General features: G+C 49.6%; 16 protein-coding genes and 2 pseudogenes. 12 read left to right on the plus strand and 6 right to left on the minus strand.

The window, feature by feature from the left end:
* The first annotated feature begins 922 nt into the window (after positions 1-922).
* The gene (locus C443_RS03060) at positions 923-1,366 is read left to right on the plus strand and encodes a hypothetical protein (protein ID WP_049943865.1); all 444 of its coding nucleotides are present in this window, start codon (positions 923-925) and stop codon (positions 1,364-1,366) included.
* Positions 1,367-1,418: 52 nt separating this feature from the next.
* Here C443_RS03060 and C443_RS03065 read toward each other — a convergent pair whose 3' ends face one another.
* Positions 1,419-1,622: a hypothetical protein gene (locus C443_RS03065; RefSeq protein WP_049943883.1), complete on the minus strand. Its 204-nt coding sequence runs from the start codon at positions 1,620-1,622 to the stop codon at positions 1,419-1,421.
* Positions 1,623-2,276: 654 nt separating this feature from the next.
* On the opposite strand from C443_RS03065, the gene C443_RS03075 reads away from it, so the two are divergent.
* Positions 2,277-3,134, plus strand: a complete 858-nt coding sequence (locus C443_RS03075; RefSeq protein ID WP_204366042.1) for a hypothetical protein — start codon at positions 2,277-2,279, stop codon at positions 3,132-3,134.
* 168 nt (positions 3,135-3,302) lie between these two features.
* On the opposite strand, the pseudogene C443_RS22060 reads toward C443_RS03075, so the two are convergent.
* A pseudogene (locus tag C443_RS22060) lies at positions 3,303-3,485 on the minus strand (radical SAM domain-containing protein); the annotation flags it as partial.
* 408 nt (positions 3,486-3,893) lie between these two features.
* On the opposite strand from C443_RS22060, the gene C443_RS20685 reads away from it, so the two are divergent.
* Positions 3,894-4,460, plus strand: a complete 567-nt coding sequence (locus C443_RS20685) for an HNH endonuclease (RefSeq protein WP_080505442.1) — start codon at positions 3,894-3,896, stop codon at positions 4,458-4,460.
* Positions 4,461-4,759: 299 nt separating this feature from the next.
* Here the strand turns inward: C443_RS20685 and C443_RS03090 are convergent, their stop codons facing one another.
* On the minus strand, positions 4,760-5,269 hold the full coding sequence (locus C443_RS03090; protein ID WP_049943884.1) for a hypothetical protein: 510 nt from the start codon (positions 5,267-5,269) through the stop codon (positions 4,760-4,762).
* A gap of 120 nt (positions 5,270-5,389) precedes the next feature.
* On the opposite strand from C443_RS03090, the gene C443_RS03095 reads away from it, so the two are divergent.
* The 6 genes from C443_RS03095 (at position 5,390) to C443_RS20695 (ending at position 11,489) form a co-directional block, all read left to right on the plus strand.
* Complete coding sequence (locus C443_RS03095) at positions 5,390-5,914, plus strand: hypothetical protein (RefSeq protein ID WP_005533747.1); 525 nt, start codon at positions 5,390-5,392, stop codon at positions 5,912-5,914.
* A 514-nt stretch (positions 5,915-6,428) separates the two neighbouring features.
* Positions 6,429-6,989, plus strand: coding sequence for a hypothetical protein (locus tag C443_RS21125; protein WP_318249589.1), 561 nt, complete (start codon positions 6,429-6,431; stop codon positions 6,987-6,989).
* A gap of 99 nt (positions 6,990-7,088) precedes the next feature.
* Complete coding sequence (locus C443_RS03105) at positions 7,089-7,796, plus strand: hypothetical protein (protein WP_005533751.1); 708 nt, start codon at positions 7,089-7,091, stop codon at positions 7,794-7,796.
* Positions 7,797-8,090: 294 nt separating this feature from the next.
* Complete coding sequence (locus tag C443_RS03110; protein ID WP_005533754.1) at positions 8,091-10,088, plus strand: hypothetical protein; 1,998 nt, start codon at positions 8,091-8,093, stop codon at positions 10,086-10,088.
* 131 nt (positions 10,089-10,219) lie between these two features.
* Positions 10,220-10,480 (plus strand): hypothetical protein, encoded by a 261-nt coding sequence (locus tag C443_RS21410; protein ID WP_005533757.1) that lies wholly within the window; start codon positions 10,220-10,222, stop codon positions 10,478-10,480.
* A 184-nt stretch (positions 10,481-10,664) separates the two neighbouring features.
* Complete coding sequence (locus C443_RS20695; RefSeq protein WP_080505443.1) at positions 10,665-11,489, plus strand: uracil-DNA glycosylase family protein; 825 nt, start codon at positions 10,665-10,667, stop codon at positions 11,487-11,489.
* Positions 11,490-11,534: 45 nt separating this feature from the next.
* Here C443_RS20695 and C443_RS21130 read toward each other — a convergent pair.
* From C443_RS21130 to C443_RS03120, 3 genes and pseudogenes are all read right to left on the minus strand, one after another.
* A pseudogene (locus C443_RS21130) lies at positions 11,535-11,642 on the minus strand (IS1595 family transposase); the annotation flags it as partial.
* A gap of 382 nt (positions 11,643-12,024) precedes the next feature.
* On the minus strand, positions 12,025-12,306 hold the full coding sequence (locus C443_RS21135; protein ID WP_152423012.1) for a hypothetical protein: 282 nt from the start codon (positions 12,304-12,306) through the stop codon (positions 12,025-12,027).
* Complete coding sequence (locus tag C443_RS03120; RefSeq protein ID WP_005533758.1) at positions 12,306-13,010, minus strand: hypothetical protein; 705 nt, start codon at positions 13,008-13,010, stop codon at positions 12,306-12,308. The genes C443_RS21135 and C443_RS03120 overlap by 1 nt, the downstream gene beginning before the upstream one ends.
* 732 nt (positions 13,011-13,742) lie before the next feature.
* Between C443_RS03120 and C443_RS03125 the strand changes: the two genes are divergently transcribed.
* The 3 genes from C443_RS03125 (at position 13,743) to C443_RS03135 (ending at position 16,348) form a co-directional block, all read left to right on the plus strand.
* Positions 13,743-14,954 (plus strand): hypothetical protein, encoded by a 1,212-nt coding sequence (locus tag C443_RS03125; RefSeq protein WP_152423013.1) that lies wholly within the window; start codon positions 13,743-13,745, stop codon positions 14,952-14,954.
* A 200-nt stretch (positions 14,955-15,154) separates the two neighbouring features.
* Positions 15,155-15,664, plus strand: coding sequence for a hypothetical protein (locus C443_RS03130; RefSeq protein WP_005533766.1), 510 nt, complete (start codon positions 15,155-15,157; stop codon positions 15,662-15,664).
* 39 nt (positions 15,665-15,703) lie between these two features.
* Entirely contained in the window at positions 15,704-16,348 is a 645-nt protein-coding gene (locus C443_RS03135; RefSeq protein WP_005533768.1) for a hypothetical protein, read from the plus strand.
* The last annotated feature ends 112 nt before the right edge of the window (positions 16,349-16,460 follow it).

The raw sequence follows: 16,460 nt of genomic DNA on the forward strand, positions 1-16,460 counted from the left end.
AGATCGAGATCCCGGGTCACAGCGAGGCTGCGTGTGAGGATACCGCTGTCGAGGGCTGGAGAATAATGATTTGCAAGCCGGACGCATCGGCGCTAATCGACAGCAGGAGCGTCATCATGCCCGCGAGAGCAACGATGCCACCAATCCGCAGTATGTTCCCTGAAATTGCTCGTCCTTCTTCACACACGCGAGCCAGCCAGTAGAAGGACAACTGCAAGAAGGATGATCAGTAGACCGCGCGACTTGGACATGATGTGGCTTCGTATGCGGTCGGGTGTAATAGACTCCCCGGCCAAGGGTACCAGCTGACCAGTCAGCTATATCTCAGTTACAACGTTCCAACCGACTACGCAACAGAGCGTGTAGATCCGTCTTTCGCTAATCCGAGAGCCACCAGACAGCAGCGACAGTGGGTCCGAGGAGACAGGCAAGCAAATTCTGCGCCGGTGAGGTAGGGGCCAGTGAACTCAGCTTGGAGAAAGAACTCGACTGGAGGGGACGTATACGACCCCGAAGCGGACGCAGGACAGAGCGATAGTAGGGAAGCCTGACGTCTGGCAGTGGGTGCAAGTCTAGAAGTGGAACAGTATCAGTGGGGAACAGATGCATAAATATCAAATATATTTTTATTCTCGATGAACCATCAGCCACCCGGCCTGAGCAGCGTGCAACAAACTAGCCCGGAATCAGGTGCTACTGCTAATCCAGCTGTTTGACGGGGTACTTCGCTAATCCAAGGCTGTGCATGGGATTACACATAAGAATGAACGAACTTGCAGATGTGACAAGGAGATACTTGCATATGGTCATTTTTACAGCGGTAAAACCGTGAAACAGCTGTTTGGCAAGACTGTGAAGCGGTTGATTGCTGAATGTAGTTTAGTGAGAAGTTTGATAGCATTATCACATTGAACTAAGTGTGATGAGTTTCCCTCCGCGGCTGCGTACCGCCCTCCAGGCCATGGGTATCGGGTTATTCATAATCGGAATCGCGATAACTGGATCTGCTGCATACAGTGAGACACAGTCCACATCATATCTAGTTCAGGTTGATAAGACTGTCTCTGGTACGGATGAGTCAGTAGTATCATACTCGGGGCTCACTGACACAGAAAAGGAAGTATTTGATAGAATAAAAAATGGTGGAGCAGCCCCAGCCAAAGATTTCACGTTGACTACGTTCGCGAATAACGCCGTCCAATATCAAGGCGAAGTGTATACGTTTCGGGTCACGTATGATCCTGTTACGTTAACCATACCCCTATTTGTTCTTGGAGTCGTCGTGTCTGTAAGTGGTGGTGTTCTGTTTTTCTTGATATCATTCATCACCGAGTGGGACCCGAGAAGAGATATACTTCCGAGCTGAGAGCGGAGACACACTGCCTGTCTCTCAATAAGATGTCAGCGAGTGCAGCGGGTTACTCGGAAAGGTCGGCATAGAGCCGAGTCAATCCACACTCCAGGCAAAGAAACGTATGGACTGATGTTTGCTGGCCGACACCGAGACGGTCAAGTATCTCGCCGTCTCTCTCGGTTTCAACATAGAGGTCGCCCACCCCTTCTGCGGTTATGTTTGTCTGCTCCATCTGTACGTCACAGTCTGGACACTGGCGGTCGCTCATTGGACTCATGTCTATGTTACTGCTACCGCAGAAAAAGCCAAGTCACTGTTTCAAGCTTCTTCAACCTGAGGGTACTCTCAAACTGAATGTCGGTGAGTGGATTCCGTTGAGAGGTACAATAGTGAAGAGCTTCGCCACGCTATTCGTGGAGTTGAGCCGGAGGAAGTACCCGACCGGGAGAGGTATGCGGCCCGGAAAAGAGCGCAGGGTGGAGCAATGGTCGAGGGGCCTGGCCCCCGCTTTCATCCCGCCCTCTTACCCCCTTCACGCCATCGGCTGCCCGTTGTGATCGGCGTGCAACGAACACCTCAAGGTCTGGAACAACTGCTAATGACCGGAAGGTGTTGCATACACGCTCAACTCTTGGCAACGGTTGCTTAGATTATCAAGACTGGTAACATGTACCAAACTTACATGTACCATACTCTCAAATTCTCTTTTGTCGGCTTAGACCGACTCTCCTGACACTAGGGCACTCACCCCCACCCCCACTCCTTCTGTCACCAGAACACCAGGTGAGAGAGCCGTTAAATAAGGACATACCAGAGTGGCAACTGTGACTGAGACCTAATTTAGGGATCAGCAATGCGAGCCTCAGTAGGAGACAGTAGTTGTGAGTACAGCAATATTCTGTCATTGGTCTCGGTGCCAGCCGTGTTCGATAATCAAGTCACGGGCGTTGACTCAGTGCCAGATGCGGCAATCAAAAGTTCGACCTCGCTCTGGTTCGAGACGAAAACGAGCCGGGACGCTGTGGATAAAGAGCAACTTGAGAACCATCTTCATGCACTTAACGAGGAGAAGGCGGAATTACAGCGTCTCATCGTCCTGACGCCTGATGCTCGACTCCCTGAAGAGGTGGTGGAACTAGGAGACGAGCGTATCGTATGGGCCAACTTCGACTCGCTCATCGATACCATAGAGTCGGTTGTTGAACGAGACATGGGGAATGCCGAAGCGAGTATGTCTGTCCCCACGGAACGTGAAGCGTTCCTTCTGCGTGAACTCAGTCGCTTCTTCTATGATGAAGACCTCGTGAGCGGTAAGGAAGACCGTGTGCTGGTCGTCGCAGCACGCAGGGCATGGCCCGAGTATCAGGAACACGGTCTGTACTTTTGTCAAGCGAATCGGTCATTCAAACCCGTCGACCATCTCGCGTTCTACACCGATGGCGAAATCAAAACAGCAGTCCCGTCAGTAACGGATGCTATCGAAAGCATAGAACTCACCGAGGAAGCGGTTCGAGATCAGCCAGACCTCTCACAGACGCAGCGTGGACAACTGCTTGACGCAGTGACGCAGTTCCGCAAGAAGGGTGCTGAACGCTACGGGGAGACAGAGAAAGTCATTTTCCTACAAGATGGTATAGAACTCGACCACCCGGTGACAAACGACAAGACGGCAAGCGACTCTGACCGAACAGTTGCCTTCGTTCAAGGGCACCGCTACGTCTCGTTCTCAAAGCTTCGAGAGAGCCCTGAGTATACAACTGAATTAGAGGAGTCAGACTGACGGCGCGCGGTTTGATTTTCTGAAGGGCTCAGTAGTGAAGTCGACCCAGAGAAAATGCCCGACTGGGGAGACGTATATGATCCCGACGAGGGCCTGGAGCAGCATCAAGGGGACTGACCCCCGACTCTCACGCAGCTATCGTATTTTCATCACGCCACCGGCTGGCCACTAAATGAGATGCTGTATGGAATCACTGTCCCGGGCTAACTCCGATTGCTCAGGCAAGGCGTCTGTATCATGCTCGGAGAACGACTCTGGTGACACGGCCTGTTGCATCGCCTTGAGCTTCGACTGAAGTTGGCCGCTCGTCGAACGCACCAGCTCATCGTCTGGCCAGGAATGCACGTTGAGCCGACCGCCGATAGCTCATCTAGTGGCGGGATGCTACCTACTCCATTCGATGAAAAAGTCGACCAGATTCATGGGGACAACCTTGGATGCAATAATATAGATACTGAGACGCTACGCGCCCGGGTGGTCGCAGATATCATTACGAGTATGACTGAACAACAAATGATGGAGTTGTATGACCGAGTCACGGGCCACTTACCGGGGGAGTGACCGACCGAATCATCTGATAGCACAAGATTACTGCCCACACTCTGAGGCACTCTTTCGCTGTCGCCGCGTCAAGAGGAGGCATGAAAGTCAGAACTTACTACAGCTGTGCTGACAAAGGCAGCTCTGTTATAACCCTGAATTCTGCGACAGCCATCTGCAGGAAGAATTAATTAGATTAGAGCGCTGTAAATAGAGCAAATGGCTCAGATTGTTTTCATTCCTGAAAATATCCCTATATCTAACGACCGACAACAGGAGCTGTATGAGGGATGGTCCGACCTTGCAACTGACTATCCGTGGACAGACTCAGAACAGGAAACAGTAAGAGATAGGTGTAGAGAAGCCCTTTCAGAATTACCCGAATCAGCCAAGAAACAACTGCAAATAGCCACGCTATATCTAGTTTTTGGGGATAGAGAGAGTACGATTTCTCATAATGCAATCGCAGATGTTGTGGGCTGCTCGAAAAGCTACATCAGACAATTTGATTATGTGTATGAAGAGCAGAAAGTCTTGCACAGGCAGGGTATCAATAGTGACCTGCGCGACGAAATTCTCGGAAGAAACGATAAGACATGCGTAAAATGTGGCTCTGGATGCGATATCGAGGTCCATCATATCATACCGCGTTCACAGGGCGGGCAAAATGAAATTGAAAACCTCACGTCTCTATGTCATAGCTGTCATTGGGCAGCCCACGGAGAGACTTGGGATAAAGTAAACTACGAATCTACTGAAGAATTTTGGAACTGGGTCAAATCTTGACTATGGTCGATTTAATTGAGAGGGTTAATTAATTGAATAGTACAGGGGTTGGCCATTCGTATTTAGTTAATACTCAGAGTAATACTGAATGACCGTGCTGTGAAGACGACTTGTGTCGCAAAACGCTCGCTACGACACGAAAACGCGGTTTCCAAACACCGCGAACTGTCTCTTCTCAGCAGTAAGAACGCCTCAGTTGCTAGTTTCGCCTCTCTAATACTACAGAGAACAATATTCTCGCAGAATATCACCTCCAGTTTTAGCCAAAAATGAATGACCCAGTGTGTATCATGAACACATTAGATGAGATGCTCAAGAGAGCTGGTCTCGTTGGCTAACTTTGATTGCTCGGCTGACGCACCGATCCGCCTCCCAGAAAACGACTCCGGCGACACAGCCTGTTGCATCGCGTTGAGCTTCGACCGGAGTTGGCCGCTCGTCGAGCGCGCCAGCTCATCATCTGGCCAAGAGTGGACTTCAAGCCCGTCGAAGCGTGTCGCAACCTGCTGAACCATATTTAGTTGCGCAAGCGCATATTCAACCCAGTACTGGTGGCTGTCCTGCATCTGCTGCAGTTCGTCGACAACGTCATCGTAGCCGGCTTCTTTGGCGGCGGTGAGACACTGCTGGGAGTTCGCGCCACGGGGATTGATTGGCTCATGGAAGACTACGACCTCTCCGAGTGCTCTGAAGTAGCTGAGTAGTTCGTGAAAGTCGTCTTCGTCCGTCGTCGGGTATGTGGGTGACATCGAGACGAACACCGACACACCGGCCTGCTGGAGCGTATCCAGCGCCTGCCAGCGAGTCATCGGTGGTGGGGCGTTCGGTTCCATCGCTCTCACGAGCGTGGCGTCAAAAGAGGTCCTCTTTGTAGATCGATAAGAGATGGTTTTTTGTTCCTGTGCTAACAATTGACATCTCATACCACAATGGTAGATTTAGAGTACGAAGTCGACATCCCCAGATCAGCAGGTGACCCAGTTCATACAGAGGCTGAGTGGCGGGCAGGTGATACTGCCATTCACGCAAAGAGTATTGATGATCACTACGAGTGCTTCTGGTATACGGACGCTGAGGCCCATAAGTTTGTGACTACACTCGAGGAGCGAGCCTCAGAACACCCCGATGATATAACCAATTTGTTACAATTCACCCGTTCGGTAAATAAAGGTGAAGAAGTCATCCCTGAAGACCAAGCTTCTGCTGAACTCCTTGCTAATTCTAGTGGGACCACATATATTGAATGCGAGCTTGGTCCCATGACTGCCTATTGGAGGGTGGAGTCACCGATACGTAATGACCTGCCGGACTTCCCTCACTTAGTTCATGTCTCTGGCCCATATACGTCGCTTGAGTCACTCAGAGTGATATATCACGCACTCGCTCCTGATGGCTTGACTGCCGATCATCGAGATGAACTGATTGAGGAAGCAATCAATTTCATCCAACAATAACATAACAATGGCCACGACACAACAACACGACTGCCGGACAACTGACCACGCTATTCATTTCGATGCAGAAACCGAAGGCAATTGCAATACTCATTGCGAGCTGAAGAATTCGCCGCAGAACGGAACGCGCCTCAAAATAACACTCGACAACCAGTTACCGCAGACGAACGTATTTGCACGAGTTGAACTCAGCAGCTCAACCGGTGATACGGAGTACCGGCCGCCAAACGAGGTTTGCCGTCCGATTTACAGCGGCCCAAATACCACTACCATTGAGTTCCTCCTTTGGCACTCTTCAAATCAAGTTGGAATAAAAGACACTTTAGATATCAACATCTACTACAGTCGGACATGGCCGGTCTGTAACGGGGCCAAGCAGAACCCTTCGAAGTCGCTACACCAACTGAGCGTCACGTTGAATCCCGAATTTGAGTACGTGTAAGCTGCTTCTGGAGCCGTGTCCGAACATGTTCTCAACTTGTTGCAAACGTCATTTAAAATCCTACCTTTCGTAGTGATCATCATATTCGAACTGAGTCCGATATCGTTCCGCGGAACATTTGAATCAGTATTCAGAGATTCTTTCGAAAGTACGCGATATCGGCTAATTGATGACTCAGGACTCGAGATCCTCAAGGAGGAGTTCGAAGGAGAAGGAAATATCACGCAGAGCGATGTTCAAATGGCATTCGGACGGTTGCAGACACAGGCTGGAGTTGATGAGGAAACTACCCGGGGAGTGGTAGCGGATTTTGCTACTTTCTCTAACGACCGGCTGAGTACCCGACTCAGCCTATCTGTAACAGGGGTATCTATTCTGGGAATTATTTTAGCTGAGGTTGCAACAATGGTCTCCACCTTGTGTCGGTTCATCCAATCCGCAGTGATTCTTATTGTGTTCGCTGGCTTCGTAATAGTCATCACTAACTTGTGGATTAGCCAGCGCTTCGAGGCTACCAGCGCCCACGGCTACTCACGGAATATCGAGTACGGCCGTCCGCTTCTCCCGAAGCAGCGTATTTTATTCAATCTATTAGTGATCTTCGCAATTCTGCTGTTTGAGGTTATTTTCTGAGGTTGTTTGCCCGGTCTGGACCCCAAGCGGTGAATTCACTGCCTGCCAGAGCGAGTTCATCAGAAAGACACATACGGCGGCCCAGTGCCAGATTGGGGCATGCATGAGGATGTTGCCGACGCGACCGCCCTGGCGGTAAACCGCGTCCTCGATGAGTTCCTCGCCACGCTGGCTGAGGATGTCTCGAAACGTGCATTCAAACGACTACTATTCGGGAAACAGACGCTTGGGGACGTTGACCTCGACTACAAGCCTGAGACATACACTCGGTTCAACCTCGTTGAGCCGCTGCTGACAGCCATTGATTTACAGTACCAACTTGAACCGCGGAGTACCGACATTAACCGAAATCGGTGGCCGGATATCAAGCTCACGAGCTCGGCGATTCCCTACATTGGTGAGGTGAAAGCGCTGAACGATATCGATAGTGGGCGCGAAGAAATCAAGGAATATCTGGGGATTGATGGGTTCATCGGACCCTACGGCATACTAACCGACGGTGCCGAGTGGCTCGTCTTCGGTCCACCGGACGATGGCGGCCGAACTTCGAACCCAGTCGTCCGCAAGCGTTGTTCGCTGTCTGACGCGCTCAAGACTGTTGCACTGGTTGAGGGACATTGGGACGAAGATCTACTTTCGTCGGAGATTCAGGCCACCGGTATCGACCAGATTGAGGCCTTTCCGCGGATGTTCCATGCTGACGAACTGGATACGTGGGCGCTGGAAAAGATGCCACCGACGTACCGAGCAGAGTTCTTGAGTGAACACGAATCGCTGCAGGCGTCACTGGACGGCGTGTGGGAATAGGACACCACCTGATCGTTCTAACGAATCAAAACACCCACTTATTGACTGCACTAGCTTGTTAGCCCCAGAATGTGCCTGCAGTCTATCGAAGGACGAAGTACACGTACTTGGCGTGTAGATGTTCCACATCGATGAAGATGCACCCGCCGGAATATCTTTCAGACGCTGACGTTACCCGCCGTTAGCGATGTCTGCGGTGGGTGACGAGTTACGTGGAATCAGCCAAGCGAGCCACTGAATTCAGTAGCCTCCTAATCGTAAAAAGTTAATTACTATAGTCGATGTGAATAAACGATGAATGATCTAAAGAATCTCAAGAATCATCTGCAAAAGAAACAGGACTTCTTGTTCGGCGAAACCCCTTCAATAAATTCACCTGAGGATACTACCTTGCTTCCCGAGGATAAGTCATATGCTCAGCGGATAACGGATGCGGTCCCAACCCACGATATCGTAATCCTTGTCGGAGCACAAGGAACCGGGAAAACAACTGCTGCATATCAGGCACTCTCTACACTTTCTGAACAGGAATATACAGTATCAATTCCTGCACTGGGCAATATTAGTGCTGCCGGGGAAAATGAAATCACGTACTTAAGCTATCTCACCGGGGAAGGCGAAGGAGCCGCGAAGGACATCGTACTCAGAGGGGTACGGTCCAGCCTTAACAACCAAAACAAAACTCTGGTACTTGAATACCGAGCAGAACTCGCTAAAGGGCTTATTCCAGATATCCGGAAAGAATGGCCGTCGCTCCTTGACTCTGAGCGTGTTTGTATGATCGACTTCCAAGCGGCCTCTAGGCAAAGTGTTGCAGAGCAGTTGGCTAAACGTACCCTCTCAGTCCCAGAGCAAGAGGCTGGTTCGGATCTTGTTTCTACGATTGTTGAACGTGGTGGCCAGTTGCCAGTGCTAACACTCGCTGCAGCGCGGTTATCGTTTGATACTGACTGGTCTACGGACAGTGTTGACGTTACCAAGACAATCGATGAGAATCTGATTGAAACGCACATTCAGCGTGATGATGGAACGGGAGACTTTCTTGGCCCGCTGGAGGTGCTAGCTATCACTGGCAACATCAACTTCGAAACCTATGCAGACATCGCCGATTTGCCGCGAAACAATATACGCGTGCTTTCTGAGGTTGAAGAGCTTGTTATACGAGACGAACACGAAGGCGAAGTTGCACTTCGGTCATCACTCCTTTCACGCGTATTGATCCGACGTGTGCTTGCCGACGACCAGCGCCGGACAGAACTCAGTTCACTTCCAGAGGAACACAGCGAGCTTCGCCACAGTGTTGAGCAGGTGGTACGGGAGTTTGTCATGGTCGCCACTGCTGCTCGCGAGCGTGGGGCCGAAGAAGACATCACGGAGCCTGCAGTTGAGTTCATCAGTCAGTGGATTCAAGCGGCCAAGCGGTCGGCAGCCACCAAGCAGGAATGGGGCGCTATTGCAGGTGCAATCGATATCTGTGCACGGCATCGGCTACCGGTTTCGCCAGCAGTATTCACAGACCAGGTTCCTGAACTGATGGAGGGCTACGAACGGTACGCTACGGAAGGCAATTTCAACCCACAGTTCGCCCCCACTGGAAGTAAGGTCGCTGCCAACAATCTCGGGCAGTTGTTCCTGTCGTGGTATCGTAATCCATCTGCGGTGGGTGATACTGATCAGGATGACATCACCGATGCAACGATGGGACTGATCGAGATTGGAAAACAGGAGGGAACTGGTCCGTCTCCGATCGAATTCTGGAAAAATGTCTTCGGGCAAGCGGTACGCTCTGCGACATATGGCGACCCGAACAATGATACAGACGAGATTGACGGATTAGAACAAGTGCTACTCGGAGAAGTGACTGACTCGTCTACCGGACAGGCAAAATATGGTATTCTCTCTGAAGTAGACGCAGATTCCCAAGAACAGCAGCGCGACGAAATTGTGTTCAAATTCTGGGCAGCAGCGACAGCGAAGATATTTCACGCACATCAGCACGAAACAGATCTGCTTGAGCGTTGGATGGCGTTCTCTACCGATCGAGCAGTTGCAATTGCTGAAAGCGAACTGGAGTACTATGAGCCACAGAGCTTTCTAGTGGACTACTATGTCCGAGTAGCTGTTGAACTCGAACAAATGGCTCCAGATGATGGGCAGTTTCCGTCTGAAGCGCAGATATTCAAGAAAGCGCTCTCGTCCAGCATTGGGACAGGTTCAATCGAGATGACCATTGACGAGTTCACAGAGAAAGCGGACTATCATCTCGAAGAAAATATCGGAACCAGATTGTAATCAAGCTGGTCACTGTTTTAAACTGGTCTGGACTACTTCGGAGACGGCTCTGGGTTGCTTCCTAAAAAGGGCTTGAATGAAACAACCTATTGCATCGCCTTGAGCTTCGACCTAAGTTGGCCGCTTGCCGAATGCACCAGTTCGTCGTTATGCTAGGAATGCACTTCGAACTCGTCGAAGCGCGTCACAACTTGCTGAACCTTATTCAATTGCTCAAGCGCATACCCAACCAAGTGCTGGTGGTTGTCTTGCATCTGCTGGAGTTCGTCGACAACATCATGGTAGCCGTCTTGCTGAGCGGCCTTAAGACACTACCGGAAGTTCCCATCAGGCGGGTTGATCGGTTCGTGGAAGACGACAACTTCACTGAGTGCTCTGAGGTAGCTGAGTAGCTCCTAAGAGTCGTCTTTTTCCAACGTTGGGTATGTGTGTGACATCGAGAGGAACTATTCGAAAAACAAAGGCTTGTCGACGTTGACCTCGTCTACAAGATTGAGACATACACTCGGCTCGATATGTGATTTCCTAGACCTGTTGCTTCGAAACTTATTTCTGGTTTAGTTAACTATAGCAAACATGGAAAATAGAGGAACGGACATAGTAGAGCGAATTGCTGCTGATTTTACAGAAGGCAATGGCCCCTGTATGTCTTGTCCAAAGAGGGACGATGACTGCTACGCTCTACCGTTCTATGGCTATGGGAAGTCTGATGCAGAGGTGGTCATAGTTGCAGAATCACCCGGAGGTACAGAGACTGTCGATAAGACAGATGAGCATCTCCACAAAGATCGGAAACGACGGTGGAAGAATTACCGGGAAACAGGAGTAGAACATGAGAGAGACGTCTATGAAAGCCAGATACAATCAATCGGAAATTTGCCAATCGATGCTGGAGGACTACCTGAACGGTTGGCTGAAGATTTTAGTGTGTATTTTACTAATTCTGTGAAGTGCAGTGATATTCATCATTCACAGACTATCTCAGATGAACATCGTAGGTTATTAAACGAATATGGGAAGCGTAGATGTCTGAGTCACCTAGACAAGGAGCTGAAATTTATTGAACCAGATGCTGTGGTAGTCTTGGGCAACAGCAAATCAAAAGATAATTTGAATCACTTAGAGACCATGTTTGATTTCTTTGAACTATCCAGCGAAGGGCCGAGTGGCGGTACAATCAAAGACTACGTTCATAATTCTGAATACCAATCCGGTCAGAGCCCGTTCTCAATTTATTTCTCTGACAATTATGACTGTCATGTTATCCCCTCATACCACTTCACTCGGGGCTACAATACGTACTCGGAGTACACGTACGGTGAGTCAAATGAAGATAGCAGTTCTAATGAAAAATACTGCGACGAGATGGCAAATGTGCTAAGTGTTGCCATAGACAGTTGATTCTTGAATTTACCAATCGCTCTTGTGGCGTAGATTGTTGGTGAGTTAGAGCGCAGTTTCCAGGATTGTTTTGAGCGCTTCTTTTCCGGGTTTTCGATAGACATGCCGACGAAGTTGGAAGGCACTGAGATACGGTGTCAGTTTGTCCTTGGAGTTTACAGTCTCACACCGATGGCGTTCGGTTGAATCGGTCAAAATATACGACATTGGCATAGGGGGAGATCGGCTCATAACCAATGGAAAATGCAGGAGATTGATTAGCGGCTCTATTGCTCACCTGCTGCCTCTGCCTCCGTCCTCGTGGCTACTCTGAAAATCTTACCAGGCAACGATTACCTCGGAGCCCTTTGCAATTGGTGCAAGTACATCAACCGACTCAGTCGGAACCTCCTTACGAATCGCCCGAACAGCATGCTGCACTCGCTTCCGTTCTTTGACAGTGCAGCTCACGCCTCAACATCTCGCACGAAACCACAAGTCAATGAGGCACTGACTTATTCACTACCGCCGGAATAAACCAAATCAGTTCAGGTATTCAGAATTTTGAGCCCTTGTACCAGAGCAAGGCCCCCACAGCCCCGCCAACTACTGGATACAATATAAGCGACGAGACAACAGAGTCCGGTGTGGGGACATAAATTGCTATTAGCCCTTGAATAAGTCCTGCAAGCGTTTCGCTCGATAACGCTGTTAGTAGAGCCCGGAAGTGAGACACGGTATTCCAGATTCCGTTACCGAAAATATACAACGCTACAAATCCCTGTGCGCTCAGTAACATGCCTGCCATCCACTTCACGGCCCCTGTTTCGTAGCTCATCAGTGCTGCCTCCCGGAATCTTGGTTGTTCCCTGAGGGCATTTCTGAGTGAGTCTGGTCGTACTTGCCACCTTCCGAGCTGATGACCGCACGAGCCGATTCGCTGAACCGGTACTGATACCCACTTTTGCGGAGCAGGATCTTCCCATACGTATCGCGTTTTACGATATCCATATGGTCATCAATCGCATCAACAGCGGTGTTCAGTGGCTCCCGCTGGTCTGTAGCGTCACCAGCACGTAGCCGGGCTTCAACCCCTTCTGGCACGACCTCAAGCGCCTCAGCTACGACTTGTCTGACAGTGACCCCGCCGTCAGCGACGGCCACGTTTTCGGGTTCCTCTGGTGGGTCATCGTCTTTGATGTGCTCGATAAGCGCTTCGCGGTCAGTCCGGAGCGTCTCCTCGAACTCCCCATTGACGATGTCATCAAGTCGCTCGCTGATGACGTACGTCCGGTCGCCACCGGGGTTTGAGCGCTGCAGGATGCCGATATCGACGAGATTATCAAGTGCTGGACGGGCATCGGCGCAATCGAATTCGACATCATCGTCTTCTGCATGCGCCTCAATATCGGCCTGGGAGAGTGACTGGGACTCCGCAAAGCCGTTGTCAGCTACAATTGCGATAGCCCTGACTTGATCTTCGACGCTTGGTTGATGATCGTGTTCTGTTCGGACTGTCTCGATGAGTTCGCTGTAGTCCATTTACTCTGGTTTGAAGACTGCGGCTAACTCACCCGACAGGCCAATCTTTAACTAGATACGACAATGAGAAGCAATTGCAACTATTGTCGAATCGTTGGCTCGGATTGCCGGGGTGACCCGGCACCCGCTGCCACGGGTTCTGGGTCATCGGTTCACCTGCGGTCAATGTTCAATAGCTTTGCTTGTCTCCCTGCCACAACGCTAGCCATGCCCATTAAAAAGCGTTTCGGGCACTGTCTGAATTCAGTCATAATCAGATTATCTCTTCCACTAGCGGAACTAATTGGCTATAGAGGCCCCAAAACGCCTAGGATAGTTGCTTCGAGGAAAGCAAAATATTTATATATTGCATATTATATGGTGCAAACATATAGGGAAACTTAGTATGGAATTATAAATCTATCGTGACCGGGGTGAAAGTGGAAACGCAGTACGTCGGCGTTTTATAATATAACTGATTGTATTGGGTTAACACATCGGTGGAGTAGGACTATTCTTTTGAGGAGGAAGAGAAACCTAGTTTGCTCTGCTGAATAGTGGTGCTGATTGAGGTAGCTGGCATTTAAGCCGGCTTGGTAGGGGCTGATGCCAGTGGCCTCAAATGGGGGGTTGTCTCAGTGTGACTCAGAGGCCACTGTTCAACAGAGCAGTTCAGGTAGTATACTTTCACACCGGTGGTCTGACACTTATCACAGTCGGTAAAGTACTATTAATTGGAGTATAGAAAGCGCCATGCCCTGGATTGCAATCGATAACGGCCAGAAAGTCGCCCCCCGACAAGTACCGAAAAAGAAGGATGTGAAATGCCCTGAATGCGGCGGAAGAATGCGGGTCTGGAGCAAGTCTAGTGATGGACGTGCTCGGCATTTCAAACATACTGAGGGAATGGGCCACGGAGATGGAGGTGGAACCTCTGCTTGTGACTCCGTCGCCGAATCAGATAAGCACCTGAAATGGAAATCTCTAGCTGCCGACCGACTGGAGAGTGTTTTTGAGAGCAATATCGAAAACTGCCAGATGGAGAAGGAACTCAGTGCTCCCTATTCAAATAAAAATCGACGATTTGGAGATGCTGTCGTTACATTCGAAGAGCGAGATCCACAGTTAGGTCGTGGCGTTGTTGTCGAAGTGCAACATAAGAATGAATCAAAAGATATCGACGCTACGACGGCAGACTTCATCAAGCAAGGCTATGCTGTTGTTTGGACAGGTGAAGCCGATTTCGGGAGATATCGATGGAGAATGGCAGAGATAGACATTCGTTCTCGTGCCAAGGAAGCGGCGTGGCCTGGATGGGTTCCGGCACAGACTGAGTGGTGGCACCCTTCGTATAGTCACAGCGCTCACCAGCAGGAGTGGCACACTGCGTGGCAAGAGCTACCTTCAGGAGAGATACCAGCCACACTCCCACCAGATTGGTACGACCAGACGGCACGAGATCTTTGGAAGCAGCAATCATGGGATACCCTGTTCCCGACGTGGGTTGAACAAGGCAAAGAGGAGTATCCTGCAACAGAGTACCGGGCTGAAGTACGCGAGGAGGTCGGTGGTGAATTAGACTTGATCGTTAGCTTTCCGCCGAACGTGATTGAGCCAAAGGTATTTCGTACGGTTTCCTGGGAACGATTGTTTACACGAGGAACAGAACCCCCCTACTCCGAGCGTTCGGATGTGTCCTTAGAGATTGATATCGCTCCACTCATCGACCAGACCGTCTGGAAGGAATGGTATCGAAAGGGCGTTCGCGACCGACAATCTAAGCGGGATGGCATTGATCCCCCTCCAACGGCGTTCGACGATGTTCAGTGCCACGAATGTGGGAATTATTTCTTCTGGAAGAACGGGTATTCGGAGTGTCAAAACTGTAGTACTGAGATTGACTGGCAGTGGAACATAGCAACTGGGCGTATCTCGAAGGGTTCAGTTCCTGAAGAATTCAATTAATGATATATGCTACTAGTCTGAAATTCGCACATGGTATTTCCAGGTTTTGAGATCTCTGATAATATTGTGGGTAAGTCAGTCGATTTTGATACAATTCGATTGGGAACCATTGTACGACAGGCTCTAACAGCCTCAAATAAATCAGGAGCATCTGTGTGATATCCCGAAACAATATACTTTAGCCACGATCCAGAATATGTGTGATCGAGAATACATCGTCGGTTGGGGGCCTCCTTACCGGTGCTCAGATATTATTATCGCTGGCAAGCCTGATATTGCTCATCTTCACCTCAGTTTTAAGCTACATATCCTATACAGCGCAAGCAAGAACTGGTATCAGAGAGTCGCTTGAGCAGCTAGATGACGTTGAAATTAACAATTCGAACAAAATAAAGCCGATATTGCACGAATTCGATTTTGGTGTGTGTAACCCCACGACGTCTATTCTTCTCAAAATCTACAAAACACAGTATAACGAGGCTGCAGCAAGTATCCCTGAATCCGCAACGGAACAAATTGACAATGAGATGTTTGAGAAGATCGTTACCGCATTGGAAGGAGAGGAGCAATTTGAGGAACTACTGAAAGAGTCTAGTGTTGACGACGATGGTGTTCATTTTGAACTCGCTACACGAAACGCAGTCACTGCGCGCCGATTTGCAAATCGTGCAATGACAGAACTACGCGAAAAGTGGCTGAAGGACAGATAGCGCACAGCGATTAAGTGTCAAGTTTGAGTATAGTCAACTATGTCAGAGTATCTGGAGCCAATCGTCGAGAATTTTGATCCGATGGATTACATGATGCCCGATGAAGAGGAGTTTGACGAAATGCTTCCGGAGGATGCAGATGCTGAGGACGTTCTTGAAGCGCGTCAATCATATAAATCACAAAAAGAAAGAGGCGGAGCTATTTTAACAGATAAGATTCTCGCTGAGCTTCTCTATCTCTCAAACAATGCCCGTGAACCAATTGATAAGATCAAAAATTCACCAGTGAACAAATGGCACGGCGAACAGAAAGATGACATCCATCTTTTCTTCGCTTTCATAGGCCAAGCGCAAGAGCATCTCCTCCGCGACGCATTTGTTACGCATGTTATCAGCGAGGATGCTACCACTGAAGCGATGAAACAGAAAATAATGAGCGATGATCACGGGCGGGCTATGTCCGCTTGGGAGTGTTTAGATTACCTTCACAAAGCCGGATTCATTGATGATGGACTCAAGGGTGAAATCGGACAGACACGTGGAGAGCGTAACGAAGCTGTCCATGATATCACGCGATGGCTGTTTGCGCAATTTGATCCACATCAAATAGAGTCAGAGATTTCCCGTGGCGAACGAACTGTTGTGAGACTTCTTGAGCTCGTGTATGATTTCGATTTAGAGTAGCGAACGTACCTATCTCTAGATTATCACAAAATGCGTTTCACACACTCTACGCAGTTATTTTGAGGACTCCATTTCACGCCGAAATCAGAGAAACACCGGATTTCAGATTCTA

Source organism: Haloarcula argentinensis DSM 12282, from assembly GCA_000336895.1.
GTDB lineage: Archaea > Halobacteriota > Halobacteria > Halobacteriales > Haloarculaceae > Haloarcula > Haloarcula argentinensis.

Bases quoted from the DNA above. Each gene is read 5' to 3' on its own strand.
- C443_RS03120 (WP_005533758.1), bottom strand. From the start codon at position 13,010: ATGGACTACAGCGAACTCATCGAGACAGTCCGAACAGAACACGATCAT.
- C443_RS20695 (WP_080505443.1), top strand. From the start codon at position 10,665: ATGGAAAATAGAGGAACGGACATAGTAGAGCGAATTGCTGCTGATTTT.
- C443_RS21410 (WP_005533757.1), top strand. From the start codon at position 10,220: ATGCACCAGTTCGTCGTTATGCTAGGAATGCACTTCGAACTCGTCGAA.
- C443_RS03125 (WP_152423013.1), top strand. From the start codon at position 13,743: ATGCCCTGGATTGCAATCGATAACGGCCAGAAAGTCGCCCCCCGACAA.
- C443_RS21135 (WP_152423012.1), bottom strand. From the start codon at position 12,306: ATGAGCTACGAAACAGGGGCCGTGAAGTGGATGGCAGGCATGTTACTG.
- C443_RS03095 (WP_005533747.1), top strand. From the start codon at position 5,390: ATGGTAGATTTAGAGTACGAAGTCGACATCCCCAGATCAGCAGGTGAC.
- C443_RS03065 (WP_049943883.1), bottom strand. From the start codon at position 1,622: ATGAGCGACCGCCAGTGTCCAGACTGTGACGTACAGATGGAGCAGACA.
- C443_RS03090 (WP_049943884.1), bottom strand. From the start codon at position 5,269: ATGACTCGCTGGCAGGCGCTGGATACGCTCCAGCAGGCCGGTGTGTCG.
- C443_RS03135 (WP_005533768.1), top strand. From the start codon at position 15,704: ATGTCAGAGTATCTGGAGCCAATCGTCGAGAATTTTGATCCGATGGAT.
- C443_RS03110 (WP_005533754.1), top strand. From the start codon at position 8,091: ATGAATGATCTAAAGAATCTCAAGAATCATCTGCAAAAGAAACAGGAC.
- C443_RS03060 (WP_049943865.1), top strand. From the start codon at position 923: ATGAGTTTCCCTCCGCGGCTGCGTACCGCCCTCCAGGCCATGGGTATC.
- C443_RS20685 (WP_080505442.1), top strand. From the start codon at position 3,894: ATGGCTCAGATTGTTTTCATTCCTGAAAATATCCCTATATCTAACGAC.
- C443_RS03105 (WP_005533751.1), top strand. From the start codon at position 7,089: ATGCATGAGGATGTTGCCGACGCGACCGCCCTGGCGGTAAACCGCGTC.